The sequence below is a fragment of the Paenibacillus sp. R-74696 genome, from assembly GCF_055814915.1.
Genome location: NZ_JBPULM010000008.1, coordinates 34198 through 60031, shown reverse-complemented (window position 1 = coordinate 60031; position 25834 = coordinate 34198). Strand labels below are relative to the sequence as shown.

General features: G+C 48.4%; 21 protein-coding genes. 17 read left to right on the top strand and 4 right to left on the bottom strand.

Annotated elements, in window-relative coordinates; genetic code table 11:
* The first annotated feature begins 22 nt into the window (after positions 1-22).
* Positions 23-1999 (top strand): methyl-accepting chemotaxis protein, encoded by a 1977-nt coding sequence (locus tag ACSR9A_RS01375; RefSeq protein ID WP_473755343.1) that lies wholly within the window; start codon positions 23-25, stop codon positions 1997-1999.
* Between the two features lie 207 nt (positions 2000-2206).
* On the opposite strand, the gene ACSR9A_RS01370 is transcribed toward ACSR9A_RS01375, so the two are convergent.
* Together ACSR9A_RS01370 and ACSR9A_RS01365 are read right to left on the bottom strand one after the other, a co-directional pair.
* Positions 2207-3286 (bottom strand): saccharopine dehydrogenase NADP-binding domain-containing protein, encoded by a 1080-nt coding sequence (locus tag ACSR9A_RS01370; protein ID WP_473755228.1) that lies wholly within the window; start codon positions 3284-3286, stop codon positions 2207-2209.
* 95 nt (positions 3287-3381) lie between these two features.
* Positions 3382-3702 carry an ArsR/SmtB family transcription factor gene (locus ACSR9A_RS01365; protein WP_473755227.1) on the bottom strand — a complete coding sequence of 107 codons (321 nt, stop codon included), beginning with the start codon at positions 3700-3702 and terminating at the stop codon, positions 3382-3384.
* A 238-nt stretch (positions 3703-3940) separates the two neighbouring features.
* Between ACSR9A_RS01365 and ACSR9A_RS01360 the strand changes: the two genes are divergently transcribed.
* From ACSR9A_RS01360 to ACSR9A_RS01340, 5 genes are all read left to right on the top strand, one after another.
* Positions 3941-4840 (top strand): RNA polymerase sigma-70 factor, encoded by a 900-nt coding sequence (locus tag ACSR9A_RS01360; protein ID WP_473755226.1) that lies wholly within the window; start codon positions 3941-3943, stop codon positions 4838-4840.
* A 116-nt stretch (positions 4841-4956) separates the two neighbouring features.
* Positions 4957-5589, top strand: a complete 633-nt coding sequence (locus ACSR9A_RS01355) for a Crp/Fnr family transcriptional regulator (protein WP_473755341.1) — start codon at positions 4957-4959, stop codon at positions 5587-5589.
* Positions 5590-5756: 167 nt separating this feature from the next.
* The gene (locus ACSR9A_RS01350) at positions 5757-6593 is read left to right on the top strand and encodes a DNA alkylation repair protein (RefSeq protein WP_473755225.1); all 837 of its coding nucleotides are present in this window, start codon (positions 5757-5759) and stop codon (positions 6591-6593) included.
* Positions 6594-6744: 151 nt separating this feature from the next.
* Complete coding sequence (locus ACSR9A_RS01345) at positions 6745-8703, top strand: AraC family transcriptional regulator (protein WP_473755224.1); 1959 nt, start codon at positions 6745-6747, stop codon at positions 8701-8703.
* Between the two features lie 208 nt (positions 8704-8911).
* Entirely contained in the window at positions 8912-10906 is a 1995-nt protein-coding gene (locus tag ACSR9A_RS01340) for an ABC transporter substrate-binding protein (RefSeq protein ID WP_473755223.1), read from the top strand.
* 119 nt (positions 10907-11025) lie between these two features.
* Here ACSR9A_RS01340 and ACSR9A_RS01335 read toward each other — a convergent pair whose 3' ends face one another.
* A complete protein-coding gene (locus ACSR9A_RS01335; protein WP_473755222.1) occupies positions 11026-11697 on the bottom strand; it encodes a TetR/AcrR family transcriptional regulator in 672 nt (223 codons plus the stop codon).
* A 334-nt stretch (positions 11698-12031) separates the two neighbouring features.
* Here ACSR9A_RS01335 and ACSR9A_RS01330 point away from each other — a divergent pair, with 334 nt between their 5' ends.
* The 3 genes from ACSR9A_RS01330 to ACSR9A_RS01320 all read left to right on the top strand — a co-directional run bounded on the left by ACSR9A_RS01330 (position 12032) and on the right by ACSR9A_RS01320 (position 15231).
* Positions 12032-12811, top strand: coding sequence for an SDR family NAD(P)-dependent oxidoreductase (locus ACSR9A_RS01330; RefSeq protein WP_341278658.1), 780 nt, complete (start codon positions 12032-12034; stop codon positions 12809-12811).
* Positions 12812-12854: 43 nt separating this feature from the next.
* Positions 12855-13988 carry an SMP-30/gluconolactonase/LRE family protein gene (locus ACSR9A_RS01325; RefSeq protein WP_473755221.1) on the top strand — a complete coding sequence of 378 codons (1134 nt, stop codon included), beginning with the start codon at positions 12855-12857 and terminating at the stop codon, positions 13986-13988.
* Positions 13989-14166: 178 nt separating this feature from the next.
* Complete coding sequence (locus tag ACSR9A_RS01320; RefSeq protein WP_473755220.1) at positions 14167-15231, top strand: LLM class flavin-dependent oxidoreductase; 1065 nt, start codon at positions 14167-14169, stop codon at positions 15229-15231.
* Between the two features lie 95 nt (positions 15232-15326).
* Here ACSR9A_RS01320 and ACSR9A_RS01315 read toward each other — a convergent pair whose 3' ends face one another.
* Positions 15327-16409, bottom strand: coding sequence for a GntR family transcriptional regulator (locus ACSR9A_RS01315; RefSeq protein ID WP_473755219.1), 1083 nt, complete (start codon positions 16407-16409; stop codon positions 15327-15329).
* Between the two features lie 189 nt (positions 16410-16598).
* Between ACSR9A_RS01315 and ACSR9A_RS01310 the strand changes: the two genes are divergently transcribed.
* The 8 genes from ACSR9A_RS01310 (at position 16599) to ACSR9A_RS01275 (ending at position 25763) form a co-directional block, all read left to right on the top strand.
* On the top strand, positions 16599-17945 hold the full coding sequence (locus tag ACSR9A_RS01310; protein ID WP_473755218.1) for an ABC transporter substrate-binding protein: 1347 nt from the start codon (positions 16599-16601) through the stop codon (positions 17943-17945).
* A gap of 81 nt (positions 17946-18026) precedes the next feature.
* Positions 18027-18884, top strand: a complete 858-nt coding sequence (locus ACSR9A_RS01305) for a carbohydrate ABC transporter permease (RefSeq protein WP_473755217.1) — start codon at positions 18027-18029, stop codon at positions 18882-18884.
* Positions 18881-19726: a carbohydrate ABC transporter permease gene (locus tag ACSR9A_RS01300; protein ID WP_341278645.1), complete on the top strand. Its 846-nt coding sequence runs from the start codon at positions 18881-18883 to the stop codon at positions 19724-19726. The genes ACSR9A_RS01305 and ACSR9A_RS01300 overlap by 4 nt, the downstream gene beginning before the upstream one ends.
* Before the next feature lie 22 nt (positions 19727-19748).
* The gene (locus tag ACSR9A_RS01295; RefSeq protein ID WP_473755216.1) at positions 19749-20732 is read left to right on the top strand and encodes a glycoside hydrolase family 43 protein; all 984 of its coding nucleotides are present in this window, start codon (positions 19749-19751) and stop codon (positions 20730-20732) included.
* 401 nt (positions 20733-21133) lie between these two features.
* A complete protein-coding gene (locus tag ACSR9A_RS01290) occupies positions 21134-21694 on the top strand; it encodes a nitroreductase family protein (protein ID WP_473755215.1) in 561 nt (186 codons plus the stop codon).
* A gap of 100 nt (positions 21695-21794) precedes the next feature.
* Complete coding sequence (locus tag ACSR9A_RS01285; RefSeq protein ID WP_473755214.1) at positions 21795-22304, top strand: MarR family transcriptional regulator; 510 nt, start codon at positions 21795-21797, stop codon at positions 22302-22304.
* Between the two features lie 27 nt (positions 22305-22331).
* Positions 22332-23843 (top strand): monooxygenase, encoded by a 1512-nt coding sequence (locus ACSR9A_RS01280; RefSeq protein WP_473755213.1) that lies wholly within the window; start codon positions 22332-22334, stop codon positions 23841-23843.
* Positions 23844-24077: 234 nt separating this feature from the next.
* Positions 24078-25763, top strand: coding sequence for a peptide ABC transporter substrate-binding protein (locus ACSR9A_RS01275; protein ID WP_473755212.1), 1686 nt, complete (start codon positions 24078-24080; stop codon positions 25761-25763).
* The last annotated feature ends 71 nt before the right edge of the window (positions 25764-25834 follow it).

The window sequence follows — 25834 nt, the reverse complement described above, 5'->3', positions numbered from 1 at the left end:
TGAGGGAAAATGAGTGATTACCATGAAACTAACCATCAAAAGCAGCCTGATTACCACTCTATTAATGACAGTATCGCTAAGCTGTGTGTCTTTCCTTGGCTATGATAAGGCCAAAACGACATTGGAGGCAAACTTTAAGAAGCAGGCGGAGCAGCAGCTGACTGTTGTTCAGAACTACATCGATATTTGGATTCAGGGCACACAGGCCAAATACGAGGCATTAAGTCAGTCCGATGACGTGAGGAACAGAGATATTCCTGAAATTCTCGCTTATAGCAACCGAATGACGGAGATCACTGATAACCCGGACGAATTTGCATTTATTGCCCCTGACGGCACGCTTTATTTGCCGGGAGCAACGGTTAGTGTAAAGGATTACCCGCATTTTCAAAGGGCGATCAACGGTGAGACCGTCACCATTGATCCGGTAGGCTCAAAGTCTCCCGGGGTGGAGGGAACTCCAATTGTGCTTACAGCTACTCCTGTAAGGGACGACCAAGGAAATATTGTTGGAGTCGGCAATGGAGGTCAGCCTATTCAGGACTTGATTGATCTCATCTCCAAAGTGAAATTGGGACAAAGCGGTCATGCGATTGTTTATACAAAGGATGGCACGGTTGTGGCCAGTGAAAAACCCGAAGAGACCCTACAGAAAAATATGGCCGATTACGAGAATGAGACGCTAAATAAAATTGTAACGAACAGCACGAATGGCGACGCGGGTTTGGCTGAAGCCGTCATTAACGGCTCGGAGCATATGATCGTTTATGGGAAATCTGGCATGATGGATTGGGGCATAGCGATTTTGGTTCCCAAAAGTGAAGCCTATGCTGAAGCCAACGCCTTGTTGCGGTTTTCGATTTTTGTAACAATCGTGTGCCTTCTGGTTTCCGCAGCAATCATCTATACGGTCATGCGCAAAACGTTAAAGCCGCTTTCCGTCATGAACGAAAAGCTGCAAGGGCTCTCCGCCAGCGAAGGCGACTTGTCCTCCAGGCTGACATTTGAAACGAAGGATGAAATCGGCGAGCTTTCCAGAAGTTTTAACGGGATGCTTGAAAATCTGCAAGGGCTGATCATTTCTATTTTGGATAAGGGACAGATTGTTGCCAGCTCATCGTCGCATCTATTGGGCAATCTGGATCAAATATCATCTACCGTTCAGCAAACCACTACCAATATTCAGCAAGCAAATGTCGGATTGCAGGGCCAAATGATGGGATATGAAAGGAATTTGGGGTTAATTGGTGAAATTGGTGAAGGGGTATATGGCATTTTGAATACATCCAATCAAACCTCCGGCATAGCCGCAGAGGCTTCCCAAGGAGCAAAAACAGGCAATGAAGCCGTTGGTGGCTTGGCCAATCAGATGGACTCCATCCAACAGACGGTTAAAGAAGCCGCAGCAGTCATTAAGCAATTGGGCGAGCGTTCGGAGGAGATTGGCGACATTACGTCCGTCATTACATCAATTGCTTCCCAAACAAACATTCTGGCGCTCAACGCTTCAATCGAGGCTGTCAGAGCGGGAGTTCATGGAAAAGGGTTTGCGGTAGTGGCGGAAGAAATTCGCAAGCTTGCGGAGAAATCTACAGAATCCTCCAATCAGATTGCGAATCTCATTCATCAGGTACAAGCTGACACTACCCATGCAGTGGGGACAATGGACAAAGGCACAGGTGAGGTTGCGCTTGGTTTGGAGCAAGTGGGGAAGGTTGGCGTTTTATTCCAGACGCTAGTGACGACAACGACGGACGTATCCATTCATATGGAGAGGATTGCCGCCGCCGCCGACCGGTTAAATGCAAATACGGAGCGTGTGGAATCCGAGATTAAAGAAAGTGTGCAAATCGGCAAAAACTCATCCCAAAGCTTTGAGACGATTGCCGCAATGTCGGAAGAGCAGCTTGCCTCCATTATGGAAATAAACAGCTCTGTGGAACAACTGACACGCACAGCGGATGAGCTAAAAACGATGCTTAACCGGTTTAATGTTTAGTTGAATTACAACGAGGCTATGTCCAAAGCTGACATCCTGTCGCTAAGGCACGGCCTTTTTTTTGCCACTGGAAAGCTAACGATCGTTAGCTTTCCAGTGGCAGGGATGCAGCGTGGTGGCATTGTTGATTAATAAGCGAAATTTTGAGAATGCGGACACGGGGATAGGTTCGGTTTAGCGGGTACAGCGGCTTCATGACGCTCTAATTTAGTAGGAGACAAGCACGCCATATTGTTTGAAAAAGCCGATAATCGCAGCTGCGTCCATCCGCGAATCCGGCAGCTCTTCTGGATAATAAACGCCGGGAGCGAGCGGTTCGTTGTCAGGCCTTAGCAGCAATTTCTCGGCTTGGACAGCCGCTCCGAGGGCGGTAAGGTGAGTCTGGCCGAGCGGGTCCGAAATGGCGATTCGCCGCTCGACCGAGCGGCCATTATGGTCATTTCCCTTAAGGTGAATAAGCACATGATGGGCGCTGCCGGTACCTGGATTGTAGAGCAGGCGCTGCCTGAACGATCGGAACCTTTTCCCGCTGATCATTTTCCATATCCCGCTGTTAACGAGTCCCACGAGCAAAGAGGTGGTTGCCTTGCTGTCGAAGGTGATGCGGAAGCTGGCAGTGTCAATATGGCCGGCCTTAAGCAGTGTCACATGATCGGGAGTGTCGAGTCGATAGCATTTTGCCTCATAGCCATTGGGAAATTGGACCTTTACCGGATCGGTCATCGGATGTACTAGGCGGCTTTTTCCCGCTTCCGTAATATGAAATGGGATCGTCATCCGATCCATGTAGGCGGTAGAATCTGGGCCCGCTTTATCCTGCAGGGAGTATAGAGCATGGATATCGACAGCTACGTTCTTGAGGGCATCGGCATGCATCATAGCGAATAGAGAAGCTGTTCCCGCCATCCAGCCGGAAGACAGCACGACAGGAGCATGGAGCTCTACCTTTCTCAATTTAGCAGCAGCCTGCTCGAATAACTCCGTCCAGCGCGTCACGTCAATGAATGGGATTTTTCTTCTCACGGCAGCTAGAAGCAGCTTATCCTGCAAATCGTTGACAGCGCTAATGATGAGCGAGATATGCTCGCCTGTATGCTGCAGCGGATCTTCCGCATTCGTATCTACAACCGCAGTATGTACTCGTTCAGACTCAAAGGCGGCGGCTTTCCCCGGCGACCTTCCTCCCAAAATAATTTCCAAATCCGCATGCCGATCAAGTAAAATGTGGGCGATCTGTCTGCCAACTTCGCCATATCCTCCAACAATAAGAACCTTGTTTTTATACATAAAGTAGACCTCCGATTAAATGTTTATACGTTTAAGTTTTTCGACATATAGCCGTTTGAAAAAGGAATGTCAGCATGCTAGCCTGGATATTGGCACTAGCATTGGCATTCCTCTTCCACGAATTGGACAAGCTGTTTCATCAGCGCAATAGCGTCATTGAATTCAAGCCGGTAGTACATTTCAGTTCCTTTTTTCTGAACGGTAAGCAGCCCTGCCTGGCGCAATATTTTCAGATGATGGGAAACGGTAGGCCGCGACATCGGAATATGCTCGGCAATTTGCGTTACATTCATGCTGTCTTTGTCGATAAGCAGCGATATAATTTGCTGGCGAACGGGGTCCCCCAGGCCTTGAAAATAAGGGCTTAAACTTTCAAAAATGTGAATCGCCTTCTGATTGCCGATAAATTCGCTCATGGCTTCACTCCGCTATATGGTTTAATTGTTTAAACGTATTGCTAAGTATAAGTGATTTCCTGAAAAAATTCAAATCAACACGAAATGTCACAAAAAACAGCCTCTGCTCGTTCTATGGTCAAAGGGATCAAAAGGAGATAAAGTGCCTGCTTAATAAAGCATATGGACGCCTAATAGGAAGCTTGATATGATCGATCGTAACAAGAAATGCCAGTAAGCATAGATGGGGGCATGCGAAGTGACTGAGCTATATGAACGGTACAAAAATCTTCTATTCCGGCTGGCGTACCAGCTCACCGGTTCGGTATCTGACGCCGAGGACGCTGTGCAGGACGTATTTATTAAGCTTCAGCGGGTGGAGCCGGAGCGGCTGCAGGAGCCTAAGGCGTATTTATGCAAAATGATGACAAATCATTGTTATGACCTGCTCAAATCGGCGCGTAAACGCCGGGAGCAGTATATCGGGCCATGGCTGCCCGAGCCGCTGCAAATGACCGCTGATGATGGATTTGAAGCTGTCGTGCGTGGTGATCTGTTATCTTATGCGATGCTTGCCTTGTTAGAGCGGCTATCGCAAGCCGAGCGGGCGGTATTTGTGCTAAGAGAGGCGCTTTCGTTCGATTACGCTGCTATTGCAGAAATTACGGGCAAAAGTGAAATGAACTGCCGCAAGCTGCTTAGCCGAGCCCGGGGGAAAATGGGTGTTACGGAGCAGGAGCTGGCGGGAGCAGGAGCGGTTAGTGACGAGTGGGCGCAGCAATTTCTCTCCGCTCTGTCCGAGGGTAAGGTGGATACCGTGCTGTCGATGCTTGCCAGTGATGCTGTACTGCTATCCGATGGAGGCGGCAAGGTGAGTGCCGCTATTCGTCCGATCCAGACGAGCGAGCATGTGGCCCGTTTCCTGCTTGGCATCATTCGCAAGGCGAGCGAAGGAGAGGTTGGTGGCTTCGACATCAAGATAACGCAGCTGAACGGCCAGACCGCCATCATGTTCAAGCAGCAAGAGCGCGTAACCTCCGCCGTATTCCTCCATATCAAAAACGGGCTGCTGCAAAATATTTATATTATCCGCAATCCGGATAAGCTGGAGCGAATGAACGAGCAGGCCTTTAAGCTAGTTATGGAGGCGATGCAATGACCTTGCAAATTTTTATTCTTGGAACGTTGAGCGAAGCGGAAAGCCATTCGTATGATATAAAAAAGCAGGATAAAATTCAATATTTGTCGCAATTTAATTTGCTTCATTCGTTGTCGATGGAAGATTTAATCGAGATGGAGGAGCTAACCGTCATTACGCCTTTTTCGAAAAATACCTTTATTCAGACGCCGGCGTCATTTGCCGAAGGACTTTATTTTGTGAAAAAGGGCAAGGTGCGCTTGTATAAGCTTAGCGCGGAGGGCAAGCAGTTCACTTCGGATATTTTGAGCGAAGGCAATGTATTCGGGGAAATGGCGATGATTTCGTTTGGAACGCGGAACCATTACATTGAAGCAGCCGAAGATAGCGATATTTGCTTGATGGACCCGAAGCGCTTTGAAAATTTTCTGCTGCATCGGCCCCGGTTCATGCTGTCTTTGCTTGAGGTATTAAGCGACCGCTTGAACGGCATGAGCCAGTTGACGGAGCATTTGGCGCTCGGAAACCTGCATGATAAAATTTTACATGCGCTTATGCGGCTCGGCAAGGACTTTGGACTTACTAGCGCGGGCGAATTCGATAAAATAAACTTTCCGCTCTCACATCAGGAAATTGCCCATCTCGTTGGCGCGAGCCGGGAATCTGTAACGATCGCCCTTCAAGAGCTCGTTAAAGAAGGCTTAATCAGTACCGGATTTAGAACCATTTGCATCCACCAAGGTAAGCTTTTGGAGCGCCTGGCAACTTAGCTGCAAAACAAAACGAAACAAAACAAAAGCTGTAAGCTGCCTTACAGCTTTTACGCTCCCTTATCGCGTATTTTATAAATAGCAGCTTGCTTGGAAGGCATTATCGGCTATTGCCCGGCGATGCGTGCTGGCATGCTGCTATTTTTAAAAAGGAAAGGGAGAGTTTCATGGATACCGAAATGTTGATACCGGATGTTATTTTGCACCGTAAAGGAGCTAGAAAAATAGATGATATTCCACCCAAGGTTGCCAGTCTGCTGAATGAGGGCAAGCTTGAAAGCGCCAATTTGACCGAATGGCTGGCTGTTGACCATAAATCGCTGCTGCGGGCCGTAACAGGTGGGCTGAGCCTTGGACAGGATGCTGAGCCCATGCTGCTGAGTATGGACGCATTCAGCGAGCGTAAAATTATGAAGATCATTCCGGCCATTGCTGGAGAGTGGCTCGCATGGTTGGAAGGCAAAAGTGCTGCGGAGCGATCGGGCCTTTATGAGGCGCTGGCGGGCCACCGCTCGGATAGTGTCCGCTGCTGGGCCGCATACATGATCGGGCTCGATGCCCGATTGAGCTTGGAGCAGAGATTGGCGGGCATTCGCCCGTTTGCGGCAGATCATCATTTTGGCGTGCGTGAAATAGCCTGGATGGCTGTAAGGGAGCCCATTATTAGCGAATTAAGAGAAGCATTGGTTTATTTCGCAAGCTGGGTAATCGATGCTGATGCCAATATTCGGCGGTTTGCTATTGAAGCTACGCGTCCGGTAGGCGTATGGGCCAAGCATATTGCGGCTTTAAAGGAAGATCCTGCTCCTGCTTTGCCGCTATTGGAAGCGGTTTGTTCCGACGAGGCAAAATATGTGCAGGACTCTGTGGGCAACTGGCTGAATGATGCCGGCAAAACGAATCCGGATTGGGTGCTTCAGGTATGCAAGCGTTGGCAGGAGCAGTCAGATTCGAAGCAAACCAAGCGTATTGTAACGAGGGCGCAACGAAATCTGCTGAAATAATCATAAAAGGCACCGCGACATAAAACTAGAGGAATAGTATGAAAGAAGAGCATACGATTTGGGCATATGCTCTTCTTTTTAACTTTAATTGAGAAGTTTTATCATTTATAATAGGGAAAAAGGGGTTTAGCTACAGTAGGAGAGAAGCAGCATGAAACTGGGTGAACATATAGCCGTATGGAATCATACGGCGGTGAAAATATTTGATATTAGGCATATTGTCATGAATGCTGGGGAACGGCTGAGTGATTATCGTTTTCCGGCTAGCGGTTTTTTGTATGGGGTAAAAGGAGCGGCGAATATGCGTCTGGACGGCCATTTTTATCAGTCGCGGCGTTTTTATTTGCTGCATGGCGCAAAGGGAATGCAGCTGGAAATCGAAGCGCAGGAAGAATTTGAATTTTATTTGCTGTATTATCGGGCAAAGCTCGCTTTCTCGGGCTGGAGGGAAATTCGCCAGCTGCTGGAGCGCCGAAGCCCTTTTGAAATTCAATATGGGTTTGAGCCCGATGAGCCGCTGGCGATGCTCGTGCTGATGTCAACGATGAATCAGACGCTCCGAAATGACGGAAGTCTCGGCAGCGTGCAAATTAAGGGGTTGTTCTACCAATTTGTACATGAGGTGCTGGGCCAGCTGAAAACAACGGAGATGGCGAGCGGCGAGCCGGATCTTGTCACTCAGGCGATACGTTTTCTGCATGAGCATTATCAAGAAGGGATATCGCTGGACGAGCTTGCCAATCGCTTTAACTATAGTCCGCGTTATCTGTCGATGAAATTCAAGAAGCAGACGGGCGCAAGCCCGATTGATTATCTCATCCAAATTCGCATTAAGGAAGCGAAAAAGCTGCTGCTGGAGTCGGGAGCGACGCTTAGGGATATCGCAGCCTATGTAGGCTATACGGATGAATATTATTTCAGCCGTTTATTTAAGAAGCAGACGGGTCTATCGCCAGCACGTTATCAAGCCAAGGAGCGAGGCGGCAGCATAAAGGAAGATAGTCCATTGGGCAGTGCCAAATTGTCCATTGGATCGTACGAACGGCAACGTTATAGTATGGATGGTGGTGATAATCATTATCAATATTATGGCGGAGGGTTTACAGATATGAAAAGAAATAAAAATGCAGCACTCGTATTGAGCATGCTGCTTAGCTTGACATTAGTGCTTGGCGCTTGCTCTACTGGAGGAACCAATGCGGGTTCAAACACATCCCAGACTGCGACGAACGTAACCGCAACTACTGCGGCTAATGCCGATACTGCTAGTGAAGCGAGTACACGGACCATATCCACGGTAAAAGGTGATGTTGTTGTTCCAGCGGAGCCAAAGCGTATCGTTGTGCTGTATATGCTCGGTGATGCAGTTGCTCTTGGCATTAAGCCAATCGGCATTTCTGAAGTTTATGATGGCGCAGCCTTCTCAGGGCAATTGGAAGGTGTGGAATCACTGGGCCACTGGAATGAAACGAACCCGGAGGCGGTCATGGCGCTTGATCCGGATCTGATAATCGCCAATTCCGAGGATAATTACAGGGTGCTTAAGGATATTGCGCCAACCGTGCTCATTCCTGCTGATCAAGTATCCACAGTAGAGCGGATTACGAAGCTTGGTGAAGTGTTTGGCAAGGAAAAGGAAGCGCAGGCGCTGCTGGATAGCTTCCAGAGCAAGGTGGAAGAGAGCAAAGAAAAGCTTCGCTCGGCTGGCTTGCTGGACAAGACAATTACGATTATCGAAGGCGGCACGAAAGAAATGCTGATCATTGAAAGCAAGGAATATGGTCGGGGCTCGCAAATTGTGTATGATTATTTAGGCATGAAAGCGCCGGAAATCATTCAGCAGAAGCTGGAGAAGACGAAAACGGTAGAAAGCGAAATGGTATCCATGGAAGTGCTGTCGCAATTTGCGGGCGATTATGTGATACGCTCCTCTTGGGAGGGGATGGATGATCTGTCGGGACATCCGGTTTGGAGCAGCTTGCCTGCGGTGAAGGCCGGGCATGTCATCGATGCGGATTTCGGCTTGTTTTATTACACCGATCTTTATTCGTTGAATACGCAGTTGGATGTCATTACGAACGCTTTGCTGGCGACAACGGCAAGCAAGTAACTGTAAGACGGCTATGTTGGAAATAAAACGTTCTGCTCTATTCATTCAGAGCAGAGCGTTTTTTTAATATAGGAAAGTATACGATTTTTATACGGAACACTGCTCATTAAAGTATCCTGAATTGGTTGCCACTAAGAATGATTATCAATTATAATGGAACTAATTTAAACGTTCGGGTGGGTTTGCAACAGGGGAGTGAAGCGGCAGTATGCAATTAAATGAACATATAAGGCTATGGAATCATGTTTTTATTAAAATAATTGATATTCGCTATTCGGCAATGGACAAAGGGGAAGAGCTTTCCTCTTATCGGCTGCCAGCCAGTGCGTTTATGTATACGGTGCGGGGAAACGCGAAAATCTGGCTGGACCGGCAAATGCATGTGGCTAAGCGATTTCATATTTTTCATGGCGGCAAAGGCATGAGCTTGACTATTTTGGCGGAGGATGAGCTGGAATATTATATGATTTTGTACAAGCCGACGCTTGCGCTGCCGAGCGCACAGGATCTAGCGAAGCGGATAGAGAAGGATAATCCTTTCCATTATCAATATGCGTTTGAGCCTAGCGCGCCGCTTGCTTTATTCGATAAAGTCGAGCGTTTGTATGAGGAGTGGAGGCAGGAGACGGGGCTGGGCAGGCTGCAGGTGAAGGCAGGCTTTTACCAGTTCGTCTATGAGCTGCTTTGGCAATGGCATCAGCAGGAAATGGACCCGATTCGACCGGACCTAGCAGCGATGGCCATTCACCATATTCATGAGCATTACACTAAGCCGCTTACGCTGGATATGATCGCTGTGGCATTGGAATGCAGCGAAGGGCATCTGTCGAGACTGTTCAAAAATAAAACAGGCAGCAGCCCTATGCATTACTTAGGCCAGATCCGGACCCAGCGTACGACGCAGCTGCTGCTGCGGACGGATGCGACCCTGCAGGAAATTGCCGAAAACGTAGGCTTCCCAGATGCCCATTCTTTAAGCCGAAGCTTCAAAAAATTTAAGGGGATTTCTCCAGCTCGATATAGAGAGAAGTATGGCATGGAAGGGAAAGGTCGGGATTTGCCCTTATCGATGCAAGGAATTGCCGTTCTGCAACCTCCGTTTTATCCCTATAATGATACTGAAAATCATTTTCATTATCGGACAGGGAGAGAGTTATTGATGCAAAGAAGAACGAAAATAGCAGTTATGGCTTTAGTGATGTGCTTTACCTTGCTCGTAAGCGCATGCGGGGGAGCGGCAAATACGAGTGTTAGCCCTTCGGGATCTGCGACTAACCAGTCGGCTAGTGCTGCGAATGCGGAGACATCGCCTGCGGCTCAGCAAGCGGAGCCACAAGCCGCGACCCGGATCGTAGCTACGCCTAAAGGTGATGTAGAGGTGCCTGCTAATCCGCAGCGGGTTGCCGCCGATCAGTATATGGGCCATCTGTTGAAGCTGGGCATTATTCCAGTTGGGGTCAGAAGTTTTATGTTGAATGAGGCATGGCTTGGGAATTCCGGCATTTCGCAGGATGTACTGGATGGCATAGAGGATTTGGGCGGTTTTCCAATGAATTTGGAGAAGCTGACGTATTTGGAGCCGGATCTAATCATTGGTTCTATTGATGAAAATATTGAGCAATATGAGAAGGTTGGCACGACGGTGTTTCTGCCTTATTGGGAAGAACTGAAGACAGCAGGACCGCTGGAGAAATTCCGGAACGTCAGCAAAATATTCGGGAAGGAGACGGAAGCCGAACAGTGGATCACAGAGTATGATACAAAGGTTGAAGAGGCAAAAGCGAAAATAGCCGGAATCGTCAAGGAAGGCGAAACGGTCTCCATCGTTCAATTCGGATACAAAGCCTTGTATGTCATCGCGGCTGAGGGCGGCAATTATGGCAGTTCGACCATTTATCAAATGCTGGAGCTGCCGCCAACCCAGCAAGCGAAAGATATGAAGGATGGCTTTGCTAGTATTTCATTGGAGGTTTTGTCGCAATATACGGGCGATCATATCTTCTTATACGGGGCAGAGGACGAAGGAAGCGAGGGAGTATTGAACAGCGAGCTGTGGAAGCAGTTGCCTGCCGTGCAAAAGGGCCAAGTATATAAATACGGCACCTTTGGCGAAAATGGCGATGAGTTCGTTATGGAAGATCCGTATTCTCTGGAGCTTCAATTGGAGAAAATCGTCAGCGTCATGACGGCGAATCAAAAATAAAAGATGAAAAGCCGCCAGTCCCCCTATTTAGAGGACTGGCGACTTTTTTATACTGGGATTAAGCGGTCTGCTTAATCGACTTGCAGCTTGACGGATCGCTAGAAGCTGACGCTAGGCGTTTAAGTTTTGCCTTCCTGCTTAGCAAACAAGGTGCTCGATAATAAGGAGAGCGTTTGCTGATAGGTGGCATAGGCGGATGGGACATCGCCAAAATGCCCGCCCATTTGCAGATGGATGACGCCGTGGAGGGCGCCCCAGACGAGGCGAACAATTTCTACCGTATCCGTCGGGGACGCCGCTGACAGGAGACCCTGCTGCTGGGCGCTGCCGATTACATAGATCAGCTGCCGCATAGCCGTCACCGTGCCCTGCAGGCTTTCATCATCTGGCTTGAAATCGCCGAATGCTCCGCCAAACATCAGCTTGTAATAGCTGGTGTAGCGCTGTGCAAACTGCCAGTAGGTTTCGCCCAAAGCGAGCAAATGCTCCCTCGGATCGGCGAGTGCAGGCGTTGCCTCAAACTCGCGAGCCATGATTTTGCAGCCATCGAGATACAGCTGCTGCGCAAGCCCTTCTTTATTGACAAACAAGCTGTAAATAATTTTGGTGGAGCAGCCCATTTTCTGTGATACTTTACGAACGCTAACTGCTTCAGGGCCTTCCTCCTGCAAAATAGTAGCCGCAGCGTCTACGACGAGCCTGCGGAGATTTTCGGTATTTTGCAGCCGGGCTTCCTGATAGGTTTTCAGCTCGCGCTTATTCGTATTAAGGGGATGATCCTGTTCACTCATTTTTATCACCTTCGTCTCGGTCAACCTGTTTTTAATAAGCAACAGGGTTTCCTATTCACTAACCCAAATTCTATACAGACGATGAAGGCTTGTCAATGCGAAGGATAAGGCTTTGGACAAGCTGCCCTGCTCCCTTTGTATCTATCATCAGAGCAAGTTGAATAAAAAAACATTGACATCATGAAGATGTCGGATTACTATGGTTCTATACAGAAACACTGTTACCAATCAAGCAAACGACTCGTTTTAGCTCAAAAGTAACGGTGCTTATTTTTAATATCTTGGTAACGGTGTTTCTTTAAAAATACGGTGTATAAAAATAGGAGGACTTTATATGAATATTCAAGGAAAATGGACGCTCGTTACTGGAGCCTCGTCCGGGATTGGCGAGCAATTCGCCAGACAATTAGCGGAGAAAGGCAGTCACTTGGTGCTTGTAGCAAGGTCGGAGAGCAAGCTGAATAATCTGGCGTCGGAGCTTAGCAAGAAGCATGGCATTCAAGCAAAGGTCATTGCGCTTGATCTGTCCAAGGATAGTGCGCCGAGCGAGCTGTATAAGCAATGCCAGCAGCTGAAGGTGGATATTGAACTGCTTATTAATAATGCAGGCTTTGCTACGCATGGCTTGTTCGAGCAAGTATCCGGTGAGCGCCAGCATGAGGAGATCATGCTCAATGTTGCGGCGGTGGTAAGCCTGACCCATTTGTTTTTGCCAAGCATGCTGCGCAGAAGTTCAGGTACCGTCATCAATGTAGCTTCCACTGCGGGCTTTCAGCCACTTCCCTATATGGCGGTTTATGGGGCGACCAAAGCTTTCGTCTTATCGTTTACGGATGCTCTATCGTGGGAAAATCGCAAACGCGGCGTGACGTTTTTTGCCTTCTGTCCCGGCTCGACCGATACGGATTTCTTCAAGGTTGTAGGCACGGAATCCGCCTCCGTCGGGAAAAAAGATACGCCGGAAAAAATCGTCAAGGAGGCGCTGCGCAAGCTGGCGCAAGGCAAGTCCTATTTTGTACCGGGTATGAAAAATTATATCGGAGCACAGCTGTCGCGGTTCGTAACGCGCAAGCAGTCGCTACGGATCGTAGGCGGCATGCTCAAGCCACGCTAATCCATGCATCAGCCGTCAGCATAATCATAAGGGAGATATTCAAATGACATCTGCATCGAGAAAAACGAATGCTAGCTCTAGACGCAAAATCATCAGCAGGGTGGGCTTATCCCTTTTAGGGCTGCTCGTGGCAGGAGCGCTGGTCTTTATTATTATGCCATCCCCAGTCGAGCCGGTAAAATGGGTCGCGCCAACCGCGCCTTCTTTCGAGGCGGAGGGGCCGTGGCAGCAGAACGACAAGCTCAGCTCCGCCCAGCTGGTTACGGATGCCCCGCATTTTCCGGAATTCATTACCTTTGATAAGGAAGGGAAGCTTTATACAGGGGATTCCGACGGTAAAATCTATCAAGTTCCTTTCGATGCGCAGGGTAATCCCGGGCCGGCAGTCGTGTATGCAGATACGCAAGGAACACCAAATGGCATGATGTTTGATGCTAACGGGAACCTCATTGTGACCGATGTGCAGAAAGGCCTGCTTGCGGTATCGCAGACTGGGAGCATAGAGGTGCTTGCCGATTCAGTGGACGGCGAGCCGATTTATTTAGCTAATGAGCTCGATATTGCGAAGGATGGCACAGTTTATTTTTCCGATACGTCGAATTATGGCAAGGTGACCTTTAAGGAAATGGCGGAAAACAAGCCGCATGGACGGCTGCTCAAATATGATCCGGCGACGAAGCAAACGTCAGTGCTGCTGGAAGGACTTTATTTTGCCAACGGAATTGCGTTGTCGGCAGATGAGGAGTATGTGCTGGTGGCAGAGTCGTATCGCTATCAGATGACCCGTTATTGGCTTTCAGGGGAGAAGCAGGGGACGGCGGATGTTTTTGCTGAAAATATGGCTGGCTTCCCGGACAATGTAACGCGGGATGCGCAAGGGAACTTCTGGGTCGGCATTTTCACGAGCCGCTTGGCATTTGTAGATCAAATGCACAACAGCCCGTGGCTGGCTGGGCTGATGGCTAAAGTGCCGCAAGCGCTGCTGAATGGCGCCAGCGCGCCGGTGAAGCATGGGCTTATTGCCAAATACAGCCCGCAAGGGGAATTGCTCGAAAGCTTGCATGAACCGTCAGGCACGCTTTATGGAATAACGACAGCGGTTGATCATAACGGCTATTTATATATCGGGACAGCGCCGGGAGGCAGCGAGGGTGTATACCGCGTACCTCTGTCCTAATAGGCTGGGCGTATTCACCAGTTGTAGCTTGTTGCAGATCGGATATTTAAATGAGAAAATAAAAAATCTCTATTAGACGGCAGCAGGAAACAGGTGATAAGGTGGATTCAACTTAATTCATACTATATTTAGGTGAATAGTTGTCTATTGACTTTATAACCTGAAAGGAGCAACAAGCATGAAATTTGCTTTATTCAGCTTGCTGATGAATATTCCCAATGCCGTCACTGGAGAGGCGCTCACCACGCAGCAAAAATTTCAAAATGTGCTGAATCAGGCGGTGCTGGCAGAAAAGCTTGGCTTTGATGCTTATGGAGTGGGGGAGCGGCATGGCGCGCCGTTTTTGTCCTCGTCGCCTCCGGTCATCCTCACCGCGATTGCCGCCAGAACGTCGCGCATTCGTCTGCTCACGACGGTTACCGTATTAAGCGTGCTTGATCCGGTACGTGTAGCCGAGGATTATGCGACGCTGGACCATCTGTCCGGCGGGCGGCTGGAGCTGATTATTGGCAAGGGCAACGATCCGCGGCATTATCCGCTGTTTGGCATTACGGAAGAGGAGCAGTGGGAGTCCATGGCGGAGCGATATGGGCTGCTTAATCGACTATGGACCGAGGAAAATGTAAGCTGGGAAGGCCGATTCCGCACTCCGCTCGACAAGGTAACGACGCAGCCGCGCCCTTTCCAAGCGCGTATTCCGATCTGGCATGGCAGCGCATCAAGCCCTTTATCGACGGAGCTGGCAGCTAAATACGGCGAGCCGATTTTTTCCTCCAACAGCTTCCATCCCCAGGCAAAATATAAAGCGCTCATTGATCATTACCGGGAGCGTTGGGCGTTTTATGGACATGATCCGAAGGATGCGCTCGTTGGCTCGGGAGCCGGCAGCTTGTATTTGGCAGATACGAATGAAGAGGCGATTCGGCGCTACCGCCCCTATTATAACGCCTTTCAGTCAACGGATTCTGCGAAGCATAATCAATCGCCATTCAAGGGTTTGGAGGATAACATTGCAAATGGGCCAGCCCTTGTCGGCAGTGCGGAGCATGTGATTGAGAAGATTTTGGATTACCATCAAGCGTTTGGGCACGAAGTGCTAAGCATTAGCGTGGATGGACTGACGGAGGCAGAGCAGCGCGAGCAGGTGGAGCGTTTTGCAGCCGATGTCATTCCGGTATTAAAGCGGGAAATTCCGAGCAAGGTTTGGGAAGCCTCGCCATTATTTACGTATCAGAAGGTCTGATAGCCAGGCAAGACGATAACGTTTTATCGTTAAGGATGAAGCCAAGGGGGAATTCCTCTTGGCTTTAGGTTGTTTGAAAGGGGCTGACTCTAATTTCAAGGCAGCTGGTCGCATAAAACAAGCTCTACTTCAATGACGGTTTGCTGCGGCAAATATTCCCCTTCTATTTGCGATTTCAGCAAGGAGACAGCTGCTTGGGCGAGCCGATTTTCGTTTTGGCTGACATAGGAAATGCCCGGAAGGTCGGGATTATCGAAGGAGACGATTTCGGTTTTCCTACGGTCAAGCTTCCCAAGCGATTGATAGGCAATTTGAGCGGCTTCAGCGGACAAAGCATAGATGGCGCTCACCTCGGGATGAAGGCTAAGGAAGGCCGTCACATACGGCTCGGCCTGATCTGTGCGTAAAATATCAAGCGGAACATGGCACCACAGTGTTTTGTCGATGGAGATACGTTTATCGATATACGCCTTCTCAAAACCCAGCGTGCGGTCTTCAATCGCTGTATTCGTATTGTCTGGTGAGATTAAAGCAATATTTTGATGCCCTTTGCTTAATAAATAATTGATCGTCTCGTAGGACCCGGCTGCATTATCTGAAATAATTTGATAAGTATCAATGTTTCGCAGGTAACGGTCAATAAATACAAAGGGAAACTTATCGAGCGATAATCGCAGCAAGGATTCATTGTATTTCTCGTCCTCGGTAGGGAAAACGATAATGCCCTTTACCCCGATCTCAGTCAATTTGTTAATCGCTTTTGACTCTTCCACAGAGGATTCCCTCGTAATATGCAAAATCGTCTGATACCCCGCTTCCTTCGCATGAAGCTCTACGTAATCTACCAGCTTTTGAATGACCTTCGTCTTCAAGGTAGGAATGATAAACCCAATAATGTTATTCATGCCTTCAGCAGGCGAACCGCTTTGCAGCTCCGATTTCACGCTGAGAGCCTCATCATTCACTTGAGCGACGAATGTGCCCTTCCCTTGAATACGGGTGATCAGTCCTTCTTCCGCCAGAGAGATCAATGCATTTTTCACCGTAATCTTGCTTACCCGGAATTCCTCCATAATTTCTTGTTCGGAAGGCACTCTGTCCTTGTAGCGCAATTCGCCTGTTAGAATCCGCTCTCTGTAATAGCTTTGTATTTGTTTGTATAAAGGCATTTTGCCCATTGGCGCCACCTCAAAAGGAAAGATAATTATAATATATCATCAAAATAGAGGGACTTAAAAGAAAAATATAATTAAGTGATTTTTATAACCAATTGGATATATAATATCGCTATTCTTTATTCTATAATCCAAATAGAAAGCGGTTACAATTCAAAAAAACCATTCATAACTAAAGCGGAGGTCAAAAAAATGAGAAAAGCGAAAGCATTATCAATGGCAAGCACCTTGTTTTTGGCAGTAACGATGTTATCTGGTTGCGGAAGTGCGAGCAATGGCAATGTGGGTTCCTCCCAGACAGGTGCATCTCCATCCTCGCCTGCGTCCGCTCCTGCCAAAACAGACGCAGGCGAGAAAGTTACGCTGAGCGTCGTTCACTACATGGTTGAGAAGCCGAAGGTAGATACCTTCAAGAAGCTGACGGACAAATTCACTGAGCTGAATCCAAACGTGAGCTTCGATATCTCGGTTATGCCAGTAGATAAATACAACGATAACATTAAGCTGAAAGTCAGCGCAGGAGATACGCCTGACATTATATTTGGACGCCCTGCAGGCATGGTTGACATGACGAAGGCCGGAGCCTTCCTGGACGTAACGAATGAAGCTTTTGTTAAAAGGGTTGATCCGGCCTATATTCCAAATGTTACGTATGAAGGCAAGGTATATGGTTTGCCGATTGATTTGATGACGAATGCCGTCATTTACAACAAGGATTTATTTAAAGAGGCAGGCGTTGAGGTGCCGAAAACCTATTCGGAGCTGCTGAAGGCCGCGGAGACGCTGAAATCCAAAGGCATTACGCCATTTGCAGCCTCATGGAAGGACGGAGCTTCCTACATGAGCTTTATGTGGCCGGACATGTGGGGGACACTGCTCGTGAACAACCCCGATTATGCGAGCAAAATTATAGCTGGTGAAAAAAGCTTCTCGGACGTTCCTGGCTACAAGGACTTCCTGCAGCGCGTAAACCAGCTTAGCGCCTATGCGAACAGCGACGCCAAGGATATTGATTATGATCGTTCGCTGCAATATTTTGCACAAGGTAAAGCCGCGATGGATATTATGGGCAGCTTTGCGATAGGCAGCATTCGCAGCTACAATCCGAGCGGTAATTTCGGAGTATTTATGTATCCGGCGACTGATAATCCAGAAGACAACTACATGACGTATTCCACGGATGACACATGGATGATTGGGGCCAAGTCGGCGAATGTCGAGATGGCGAAAAAATTCTTTGATTTTATGGCCTCCGATGAGGGAGCGCAAATTTGGGCGGATGGCGTACAGACCATCAGCACCATATCCAAAGATATTAAACCAGCACAGCAAGATCCGATCTCGGCGGAGTTCCAAGCCGTTTTCCAATCCGGAAAAATTGTCAACAATCAGGTGAAGCCGCTTTGGTACGGCCAATATGACGATACATGGCAAAAAGTGATGACCTTCTTCCTCGTTACCGACCCTGCCGAGCGCAATGTGGATGAGACGATTAAGAAGCTGGACGATGGCTTTGCAAAAATCAATAAAATGAAGTAACAGCTCGAGCTTTTCGGCGCTTGAATGGCATAGGGGCGCCGAAAAGCTGTACATTCTTAATAATTATTTGGCGGTGAGTGGATGAAGCGACTATACAAAAACAACCTCGTAACCTTTACGTTCCTGATTCCGGCTCTTTTGTTTTTTTCTTTAGTTGTGATTTTCCCCTTTTTCCGCGGGTTGAACATTGCGTTTACCAATTGGGATGGCATCAGCCCAACCTATGACTATGTTGGCTTGCGCAACCTCAAGCTGCTGTTCAGTGACACCGATGCTATCGAGCCGATTAAGAATACGCTGTTTTTCGCTTTTTCCACGACGTTGCTCGTAAACGTATTGGGTCTGTTGCTAGCCGTGGCGCTCAATACAAAATTCAAAGGGGTCAACCTGTTAAAGACGTTCATTTTTATGCCGATGGTCATCAGCCTTGTGTTGGCCTCCATCATTTGGCGCTATATCTACAGTGATATTTATCCGATTCTCTTCCACACCGATAGCGGTCTGCTTGGCAATCCTTCAACTGTCATGCTGGGCATTGTCATCATTGCTGTCTGGAAAGAGGTTGGTCTTGCGATGGTCATCTATTATGCGGGCCTGCAAACCATTCCGAAAGACATGTATGAATCGGCCCACATTGATGGCGCTGGCATCGTACAGCAGTTCCGCAGCATTACGATCCCATTGCTGATGCCTGCCTTTACGTATTGCATTCCTTTGTGGCTGGGGACAGGCTTAAGGCAATTTGATTACTCAATGGTCGCGACAAAAGGTGGTCCAGGGACGTCTTCCCAGACGATGGCTATGTATGTTTACAATTATGAATTTCCTTATTTCAAGGCAGGCTACGGGCAGATGTCCGCCATTGTGCTTTTCGCCTTCATTCTCTTTATTACCGTTCTCGTTACCGGCTATTTCCGCAGAAGGGAGGTGGAATATTGAACACATCGCGAGCTACCAAGCCGTTTAAATGGGTGGAACGAATTCGCATTGCTATCCTTTATGCCATTGGCCTGCTGTTCTTGTTCCCCTTCTATATCGCAATCGTCTATTCCATTAAGACGCCGATGGAGACGGCCGAAAGTCCGCTCAGCTTTCCCAAACACATTTCATGGAGCAATTATGCGGATGCTATTGAAGCCTCCAACTTTTTCCTTGCGCTTCGCAACAGTGTGGTGACAACGTCGGCGACGGTTGCTCTGACGATTCTTGTCTGCTCCATGGGAGCTTACGTCATTGCCCGAAACAATACCCGCTTTTATACGTTTTTCTATTATTTATTTATGTCGAGCATTATGCTGCCGTTTCAGGTGCTGATGTTTCCACTGTACAAAACATGGGCGGACCTTCATATTCTGAATACGCTGCCTGGGCTCGTCATCTCGTTGACGGGCGTGCAGATCGGTTATTTTTGCTTCCTTTATGTAGGCTTCATCAAGACGGTTCCAAGGGAACTGGAAGAATCGGCTTTGCTGGACGGAGCTTCACGGTATCGAACGTTTTTTAGTATTATTTTTCCGCTGCTGAAGCCAATTAACATGACAATCATTGTACTTAGCGCCCTTGGGGCGTGGAATGATTTCGTTGTTTCTATGGTGCTTGTGCAGAAAAAGGCGGTTTCCACGCTGCCGCTTGTGCAATTCCAGTTTTTCGGCGAATATACGTCCCAGGTGAATATGGCATTCGCAGCTATTATCCTGTCCATGATTCCTATTATGATCTTCTACGGATTCGCTCAGCGCTATATTATTGGCGGCGTAACGGCGGGCGCGGTAAAAGGCTAACGACGAAATGAGGCTCACAACGATGAAAGATGCAGCTAATCCAGTAAATAAACAGCTTTTTCCTAATCCCTTTATCGAACAAAGAGCGGACCCGTGGATTTACCGGCATTCGGACGGGTATTATTATTTTACAGCATCCGTGCCTGAATTCGACCGAATTGAGCTGCGCAGGGCAAAGGGGCTGACGGAGCTTGCCGAAAGTACGCCAGTCGTTGTATGGACGAAGCCGGGCATGGGGCCAATGAGCGCTCTAATCTGGGCACCGGAAATTCATTTCATTGAAGAAAAATGGTATATCTATTTCGCGGCGGCACCTTCTGAAGAAATCGTTGACGGCTTGTTCAGCCATCGCATGTTTGTCCTTGAAAATGCTTCGTCCAATCCGCTGGAGGGCAACTGGACTGAGAAGGGACAAATCCATACAGCTTGGGACACGTTCTCGCTCGATGCGACCAGCTTCTCTCATAAAGGCAAGCAGTATCTGGTTTGGGCGCAGAAAGCGCCGCATATTGCTGGCAATTCCAATTTGTACATTTCAGAGCTGGAAAATCCGTGGACGCTGCGCGGCGAGCAGGTGCTTCTGACGAAGCCGGAGTTTTCTTGGGAAATCACAGGCTTCAAGGTGAACGAAGGGCCAGCGGTGCTAGTGCGAAACGGAAAGCTGTTTATCACCTATTCCGCAAGCGCAACGGATCATCATTATTGCATGGGACTATTGACGGCAGATGCGGCCTGTGATCCGCTTGATACGGCTGCTTGGAGCAAATCCCCGCAGCCCGTGTTTCAGACGAGCGAGCGGACAAGGCAATACGGACCTGGGCATAACTGCTTCACGGTTGCGGAGAACGAGCTTGATGATGTGCTTGTCTATCATGCCCGGAGCTATAAGGAGATCGTAGGCAATCCGCTGTATGACCCCAATCGCCATGCAAGGATAAAAAAAATAGACTGGGATGAGGATGGGAATCCGGTATTCGGAGAGCCGCCGGTTGACGATCCTTCCTAATTTAAGAAGGCATATTAACAAATACGAATGCCACTGTCATGATCAAAAAAAGGAAGCTAGCCAGGGAATGTTTTCAAACAAGAAGATTCACAAACGATGATAGGGAAAAATGGCGTTACCTGCCTAAAGCGGCTGGAACCGCGTTATCACCCCCTCGTTTAGTGTTTGATCAGTTTGAAGACACTTCCTGTTTTTTTTGATTGCGAAATGGGGCTATAGGTTTTGGCGCGGCGACTATTTTTAACTCTTCATTGACGAAAAGAGGATGGGTGTGATTAAATTGTTTCTAGGGAAACAATTTATACAGAGATTGCAGAGTGTAATTCTCTACCTATATCTATTTTGTTTCCTTTGAAACAAAATTTTTGGAATGGAAAATAAAATGAAAGGAGGGCCCTTCAATGAGCATTGCAGTTACGATTCGTGAAAGGCGCAGCATTCGGCACTTTAACGAAAAATCGCTTGCGCCGGATATGCTGCTCCAATTGTTAAATGATGCCGTGTGGGCACCCAATCATGGGCTGCGGGAGCCCTGGCGCTTTATTGTAGCCGAACGTATGGAGGCAAAAGCCAGGCTGGTCGATCTAATGATGGAGTCGATGAGCCATCTGAAACGCCTTAAGCTAATGCCTGGAAAGCTGAAGCAAATGATGATGCAGCATTACAGCAAAACCCCTGCGTTTCTAATTGTTGTGATGAAAGCGGACAAGGATGCGCATAAGCAAGAGGAGGATTATGGAGCCGTCAGCTGTCTCATTCAAAACTTTCAGCTACTGGCTTGGGAGCAAAGGATCGGGATGGTTTGGTCAACGCTCGAATGTATCCACTCTCCTATATTTTGTGAAGGGCTAGGCGTCAAGCCGGATGAGCGTATTGTTGGTATACTGCTTATGGGCTACTTCGATAAAATTCCGAAAGCAAAGTCGCGTACGCCGGCTGAAAAGAAACTGACCATCCTGTAAGCTGCAGCTGCAGCGCATTTTTTATTAAGCTAATTGTTTCTTTAGAAACAATTTATGAGCTATAATGAAAGGAGTGAAGCTAGCAAAGGATGGGTTAAGCGTGGAAAAACATCAAATGAACAAGCAATATGTGTATGAACTAATTATAAAGCTGCTGCATCAGCAAGAGCAGTCCGAGCAGAACGAAGGCAGCCTATTTTTACAGAAGCTGCGCAGCAGCATTGAATTTGATACGCCGCTTAATATGACGGAAATTCATGTGGTGTCCTGCATAGGCCAGCACGAGCCGCTTAATTTGACGGCAATTGCCGATAAAATGGGGCTGAGCAAGGGAAACGTCTCCAAGGTAACGACTCGCCTTTTGAAAAACGGCTGGGTACGTAAAACGCAATTAAACGATAATAAAAAGGAAGTTTTTTTTCGTCTGACTGCGCCGGGCAAGCAATTGTATGTCATTCATGAAGAGCTGCATGACAGGGCGCAGGAGAAATTCATGGGGATTTTACATGCCTATAGTGAGGCTGAGCTTGAGGTAGTCAAACGGTTTATTCTGGATTTGATCGGTTTTTATGAGCATAGTGTTGCGGAGATAGCGGGGCAGTCATTATGAATGCTCAATGGAGAGGTGTGACGATAAATGAAAGATGGCGTAATTGTGGTAGGAGGTGGGCCAGTCGGACTGATGGTAGCCTCTGAGCTGGCTTTAGCTAACATAAAAGTTTGCTTGCTGGAGCGTTTGAAGGATACAACACCTTATTCTCGTGCATTAACGATTCATCCCCGTACGCTGGAGATATTAGACATGCGAGGGCTTGCTCCAGAGCTGCTTGAGAAAGGGAGGCCGATTCCGAAAGGGCATTTCGCGGGTCTGGCAACGCCTTTGGACTTTTCGGTTTTGGATTCTGCCTCGAACTATACGTTAGTTCTTGCCCAGAGTGAAACCGAGAAGCTGCTGGAGGAGCGGGCAAGAGGGCTGGGCGTAGCTATTATTCGGGAGACGGAAGTGAAATCGATCCGCCAGCACGACGAAGGCGTTGAAGTGACGGCGCTAGGGTCGGAAGGAGAATATAGGCTGACCGCTGCATACGTCGTGGGCGCTGATGGCGGCGGAAGCCTTGTCCGTAAACAAATGGACATCGCTTTTTTAGGAACTGATGCTACCTTTACTTGTATGCTTGGCGATGTCAAGCTGCCAGAGCTGGAAGCAGGGGGAATCGTATCTCATTTTACGGAACAAGGCGGTATCATGATTGTACCTGTGACTAAGCAGATTCACCGGGTCATTGTATTCGATTCCGAGCGGATGGCGATTGCTAAGGACGAACCAGTCACACTCGGTGAGCTTAAGTCCAGCATGCTGCGTGTTTATGGACAGGATTTTGGGATTAGAGAAGCGGAGTGGCTCTCGCGATTCGGCAATGCAACCCGCCAAGCGGAGCATTTTCGCAAAAATCGGGTTTTCCTCGCCGGAGACGCGGCACATATTCATCTTCCAGCAGGCGGACAAGGAATGAATGTCGGTTTGCAGGAGGCTGTGAATTTAGGATGGAAGCTGGCTGCTGAGCTGAATGGCTGGGCCCCAGATTGGCTATTGGACAGCTATCATGAGGAACGTTATCCTGTCAGCACGGCGCTGCTTCGCAATACCGAAGCGCAGGCTCTATTGATTAGACAGCTTCCGGGCGTGGTGGAGTTAAGAAAGCTTATGGCATCCCTTCTGCAAATACCCGAAGCCAATGCCTTGCTCGCTGCCCAAATTTCAGCCTTCGATGTAGGGTATGCGCCTGACCCCCACTCGCCGCCACATCCCTTGAATGGACACCGATTCTCGGAGCTTACTTTAAGGCTAGCGAGCGGCTCTCTTCTAAAATCCTATAAGCTCATGCATGCAGGCTCCTATGTGCTGCTTCACCTGGCGAGTGACCCCCAATTCGGCGAGCTAGTTGATTGGGAGAAATATGCGCATGTGGAAGGTGTGCAAGCTTCTATAGCTGATGCAGCAGTCGGGTGGGAAAATGTCCATACGGCTTTAATTCGCCCCGATGGCTACATTGCATGGGCGGTTGACTGTACAGCATCGGCGCCACTGGAGGCGGTCAAAGCAGGACTTGCCCGTTGGTGTGAGCCAGGTTCTATACACTTGAAATAAGGAATTTCCACATCTATTTCCTAATAGCATGGCTAGTCTATTCCCCCTATCTCGCTGCCGAGATGGGGGTTATTTGATATTTCTATCGTTATATCAATTAATTTGATAATTCCAATAAGAATAGTTGACTTTAAAAATATCGACTTGTATAATGCAGAAAAAGGTTGAAACATCCTGAATTTTACATGGAATGAGATTCCTTTTTTATTTCTAGTATTTGGGGAGGAAACCTTGTTGAAAAAAGTAAAGATAGCAATCGCCCTATTCTCGATCCTTTTATTATTAGCAGGCTGCACAAGCGCAAAGCAGGGCTCGGGCACAACGCCAGCTTCAGCCGAAAGCTCTAGTGCCCCTTTAGAGAGCACAACACCGGAAGCAAGTCCTGAAGCGCTGAAGGTGCTCAATTTGGGCAAAGATGTGGAGCTTGCTTCGATGGATTCCGCCATTGCGACGGACGGGTTGTCTTTTGAAGTCATTGCCGCTACGACAGAAGGCTTGTATTCGATTGATGAGAATCGCGTGCCCCAGCTGGCTCTAGCTGAAAAGGTAGATTTGAGCGAGGATGGCCTCCATTATACGTTTACACTGCGGGATGCGAAGTGGTCCAATGGCACTCCAGTCACAGCGAAAGATTTTGAGTTTGCCTGGAAGCGCCTTGTTAATCCGGAAACGGCTAGTGAGTACAGCTTCATCGCAGGGGTAGCCGGTTTGAAAAATGCCGATGCCATCATCGCTGGCGAGAAAAGCTTCGACGAGCTTGGCGTAAAGGCTGTTGATGACAAGACGCTGACGGTGGAGCTTGAACGTCCCATCCCTTTCTTTAACTCTGTAATCGCCTTTCCTTCATTCTTTCCTGTAAATGAAGCCTTCTTGACGGAGAAAGGCACGGAATTCGCTTTAACCCCAGAAGCGCTGCTGGCGAATGGCCCGTTCAAGCTGAAAACCTGGGAAGTCGGCGGCACAACCTTTTACTTGGAGAAAAATAACGACTACTACGACGCTGACAGCGTAAAGCTGGATGGCCTAAACTATAAAATTATTAAAGATACTCAGCAATCGGTGCTCGCCTATGAAAATGGAGACATTGACTATGTTGCGCTCTCCGGCGAACAAATTACAAGCTATCAGCAAAGTCCTGAATATCAAAGCGTGCTGACAGGCTATCTCTGGTATTTATCGCCCAATCAGAAGGTTCCCGGCTTGGAAAATATCAATTTGCGCAAAGCGTTCTCGCTTGCTTACGACAAAACAGCGGTCGTTGATGAGATATTGAAGGATGGCTCCATCGCAGCAGATTTTGCCGTTCCGCAGTTTCTGGCGACGGGGCCGGACGGTAAGGATTACCGGGAAACGGCAGGCAGCTATCCATCGAACAATAAGGAAGAAGCGCTGAAATATTGGGAAAAAGCGAAGGCTGAGCTTGGCATTGATGCGATTGAGCTGGAGCTGCTGTTCGAAGATACGGAATCAGCGACGCTCGTATCACAGTTCATTCAATCGGAAATTGAAACGACGCTGCCGGGAGTGACCTTTACGCTGAAGTCCCAGCCGAAGAAAAATCGCGTCGAGCTGATGTACAACGGCGAATATGAAGTGGGCCTGACCAGATGGGGGCCAGATTATAACGATCCGATGACCTATCTGGCGATGTGGACGACAGATAATCCGAACAATTTTGGCAAATGGAGCGAGAAAGCCTATGATGAACTCGCGGATCGGGTGAGCAGAGGCGATCTTGCCAGCCAGCCTGCGCAGCGGTGGGAAGCGTTAAAGCAGCTTGAGGCGAAAGTGCTGGAGCAAGCGGTTATTTTCCCCGTGTATCAGAAGGGCAACGCTATATTAATTAAACCGGAGGTAACCGGAGTTAATCTTGGCACGATAGGCGGCAGTATTTCTTACAAATTAGCCGATAAACAATAACGGGCTGCTCCCTCAAAGGGCCGAATCACAGAAGCGAAAGTTCAAGCGGCTGTGATTCGGCATTTATAAAA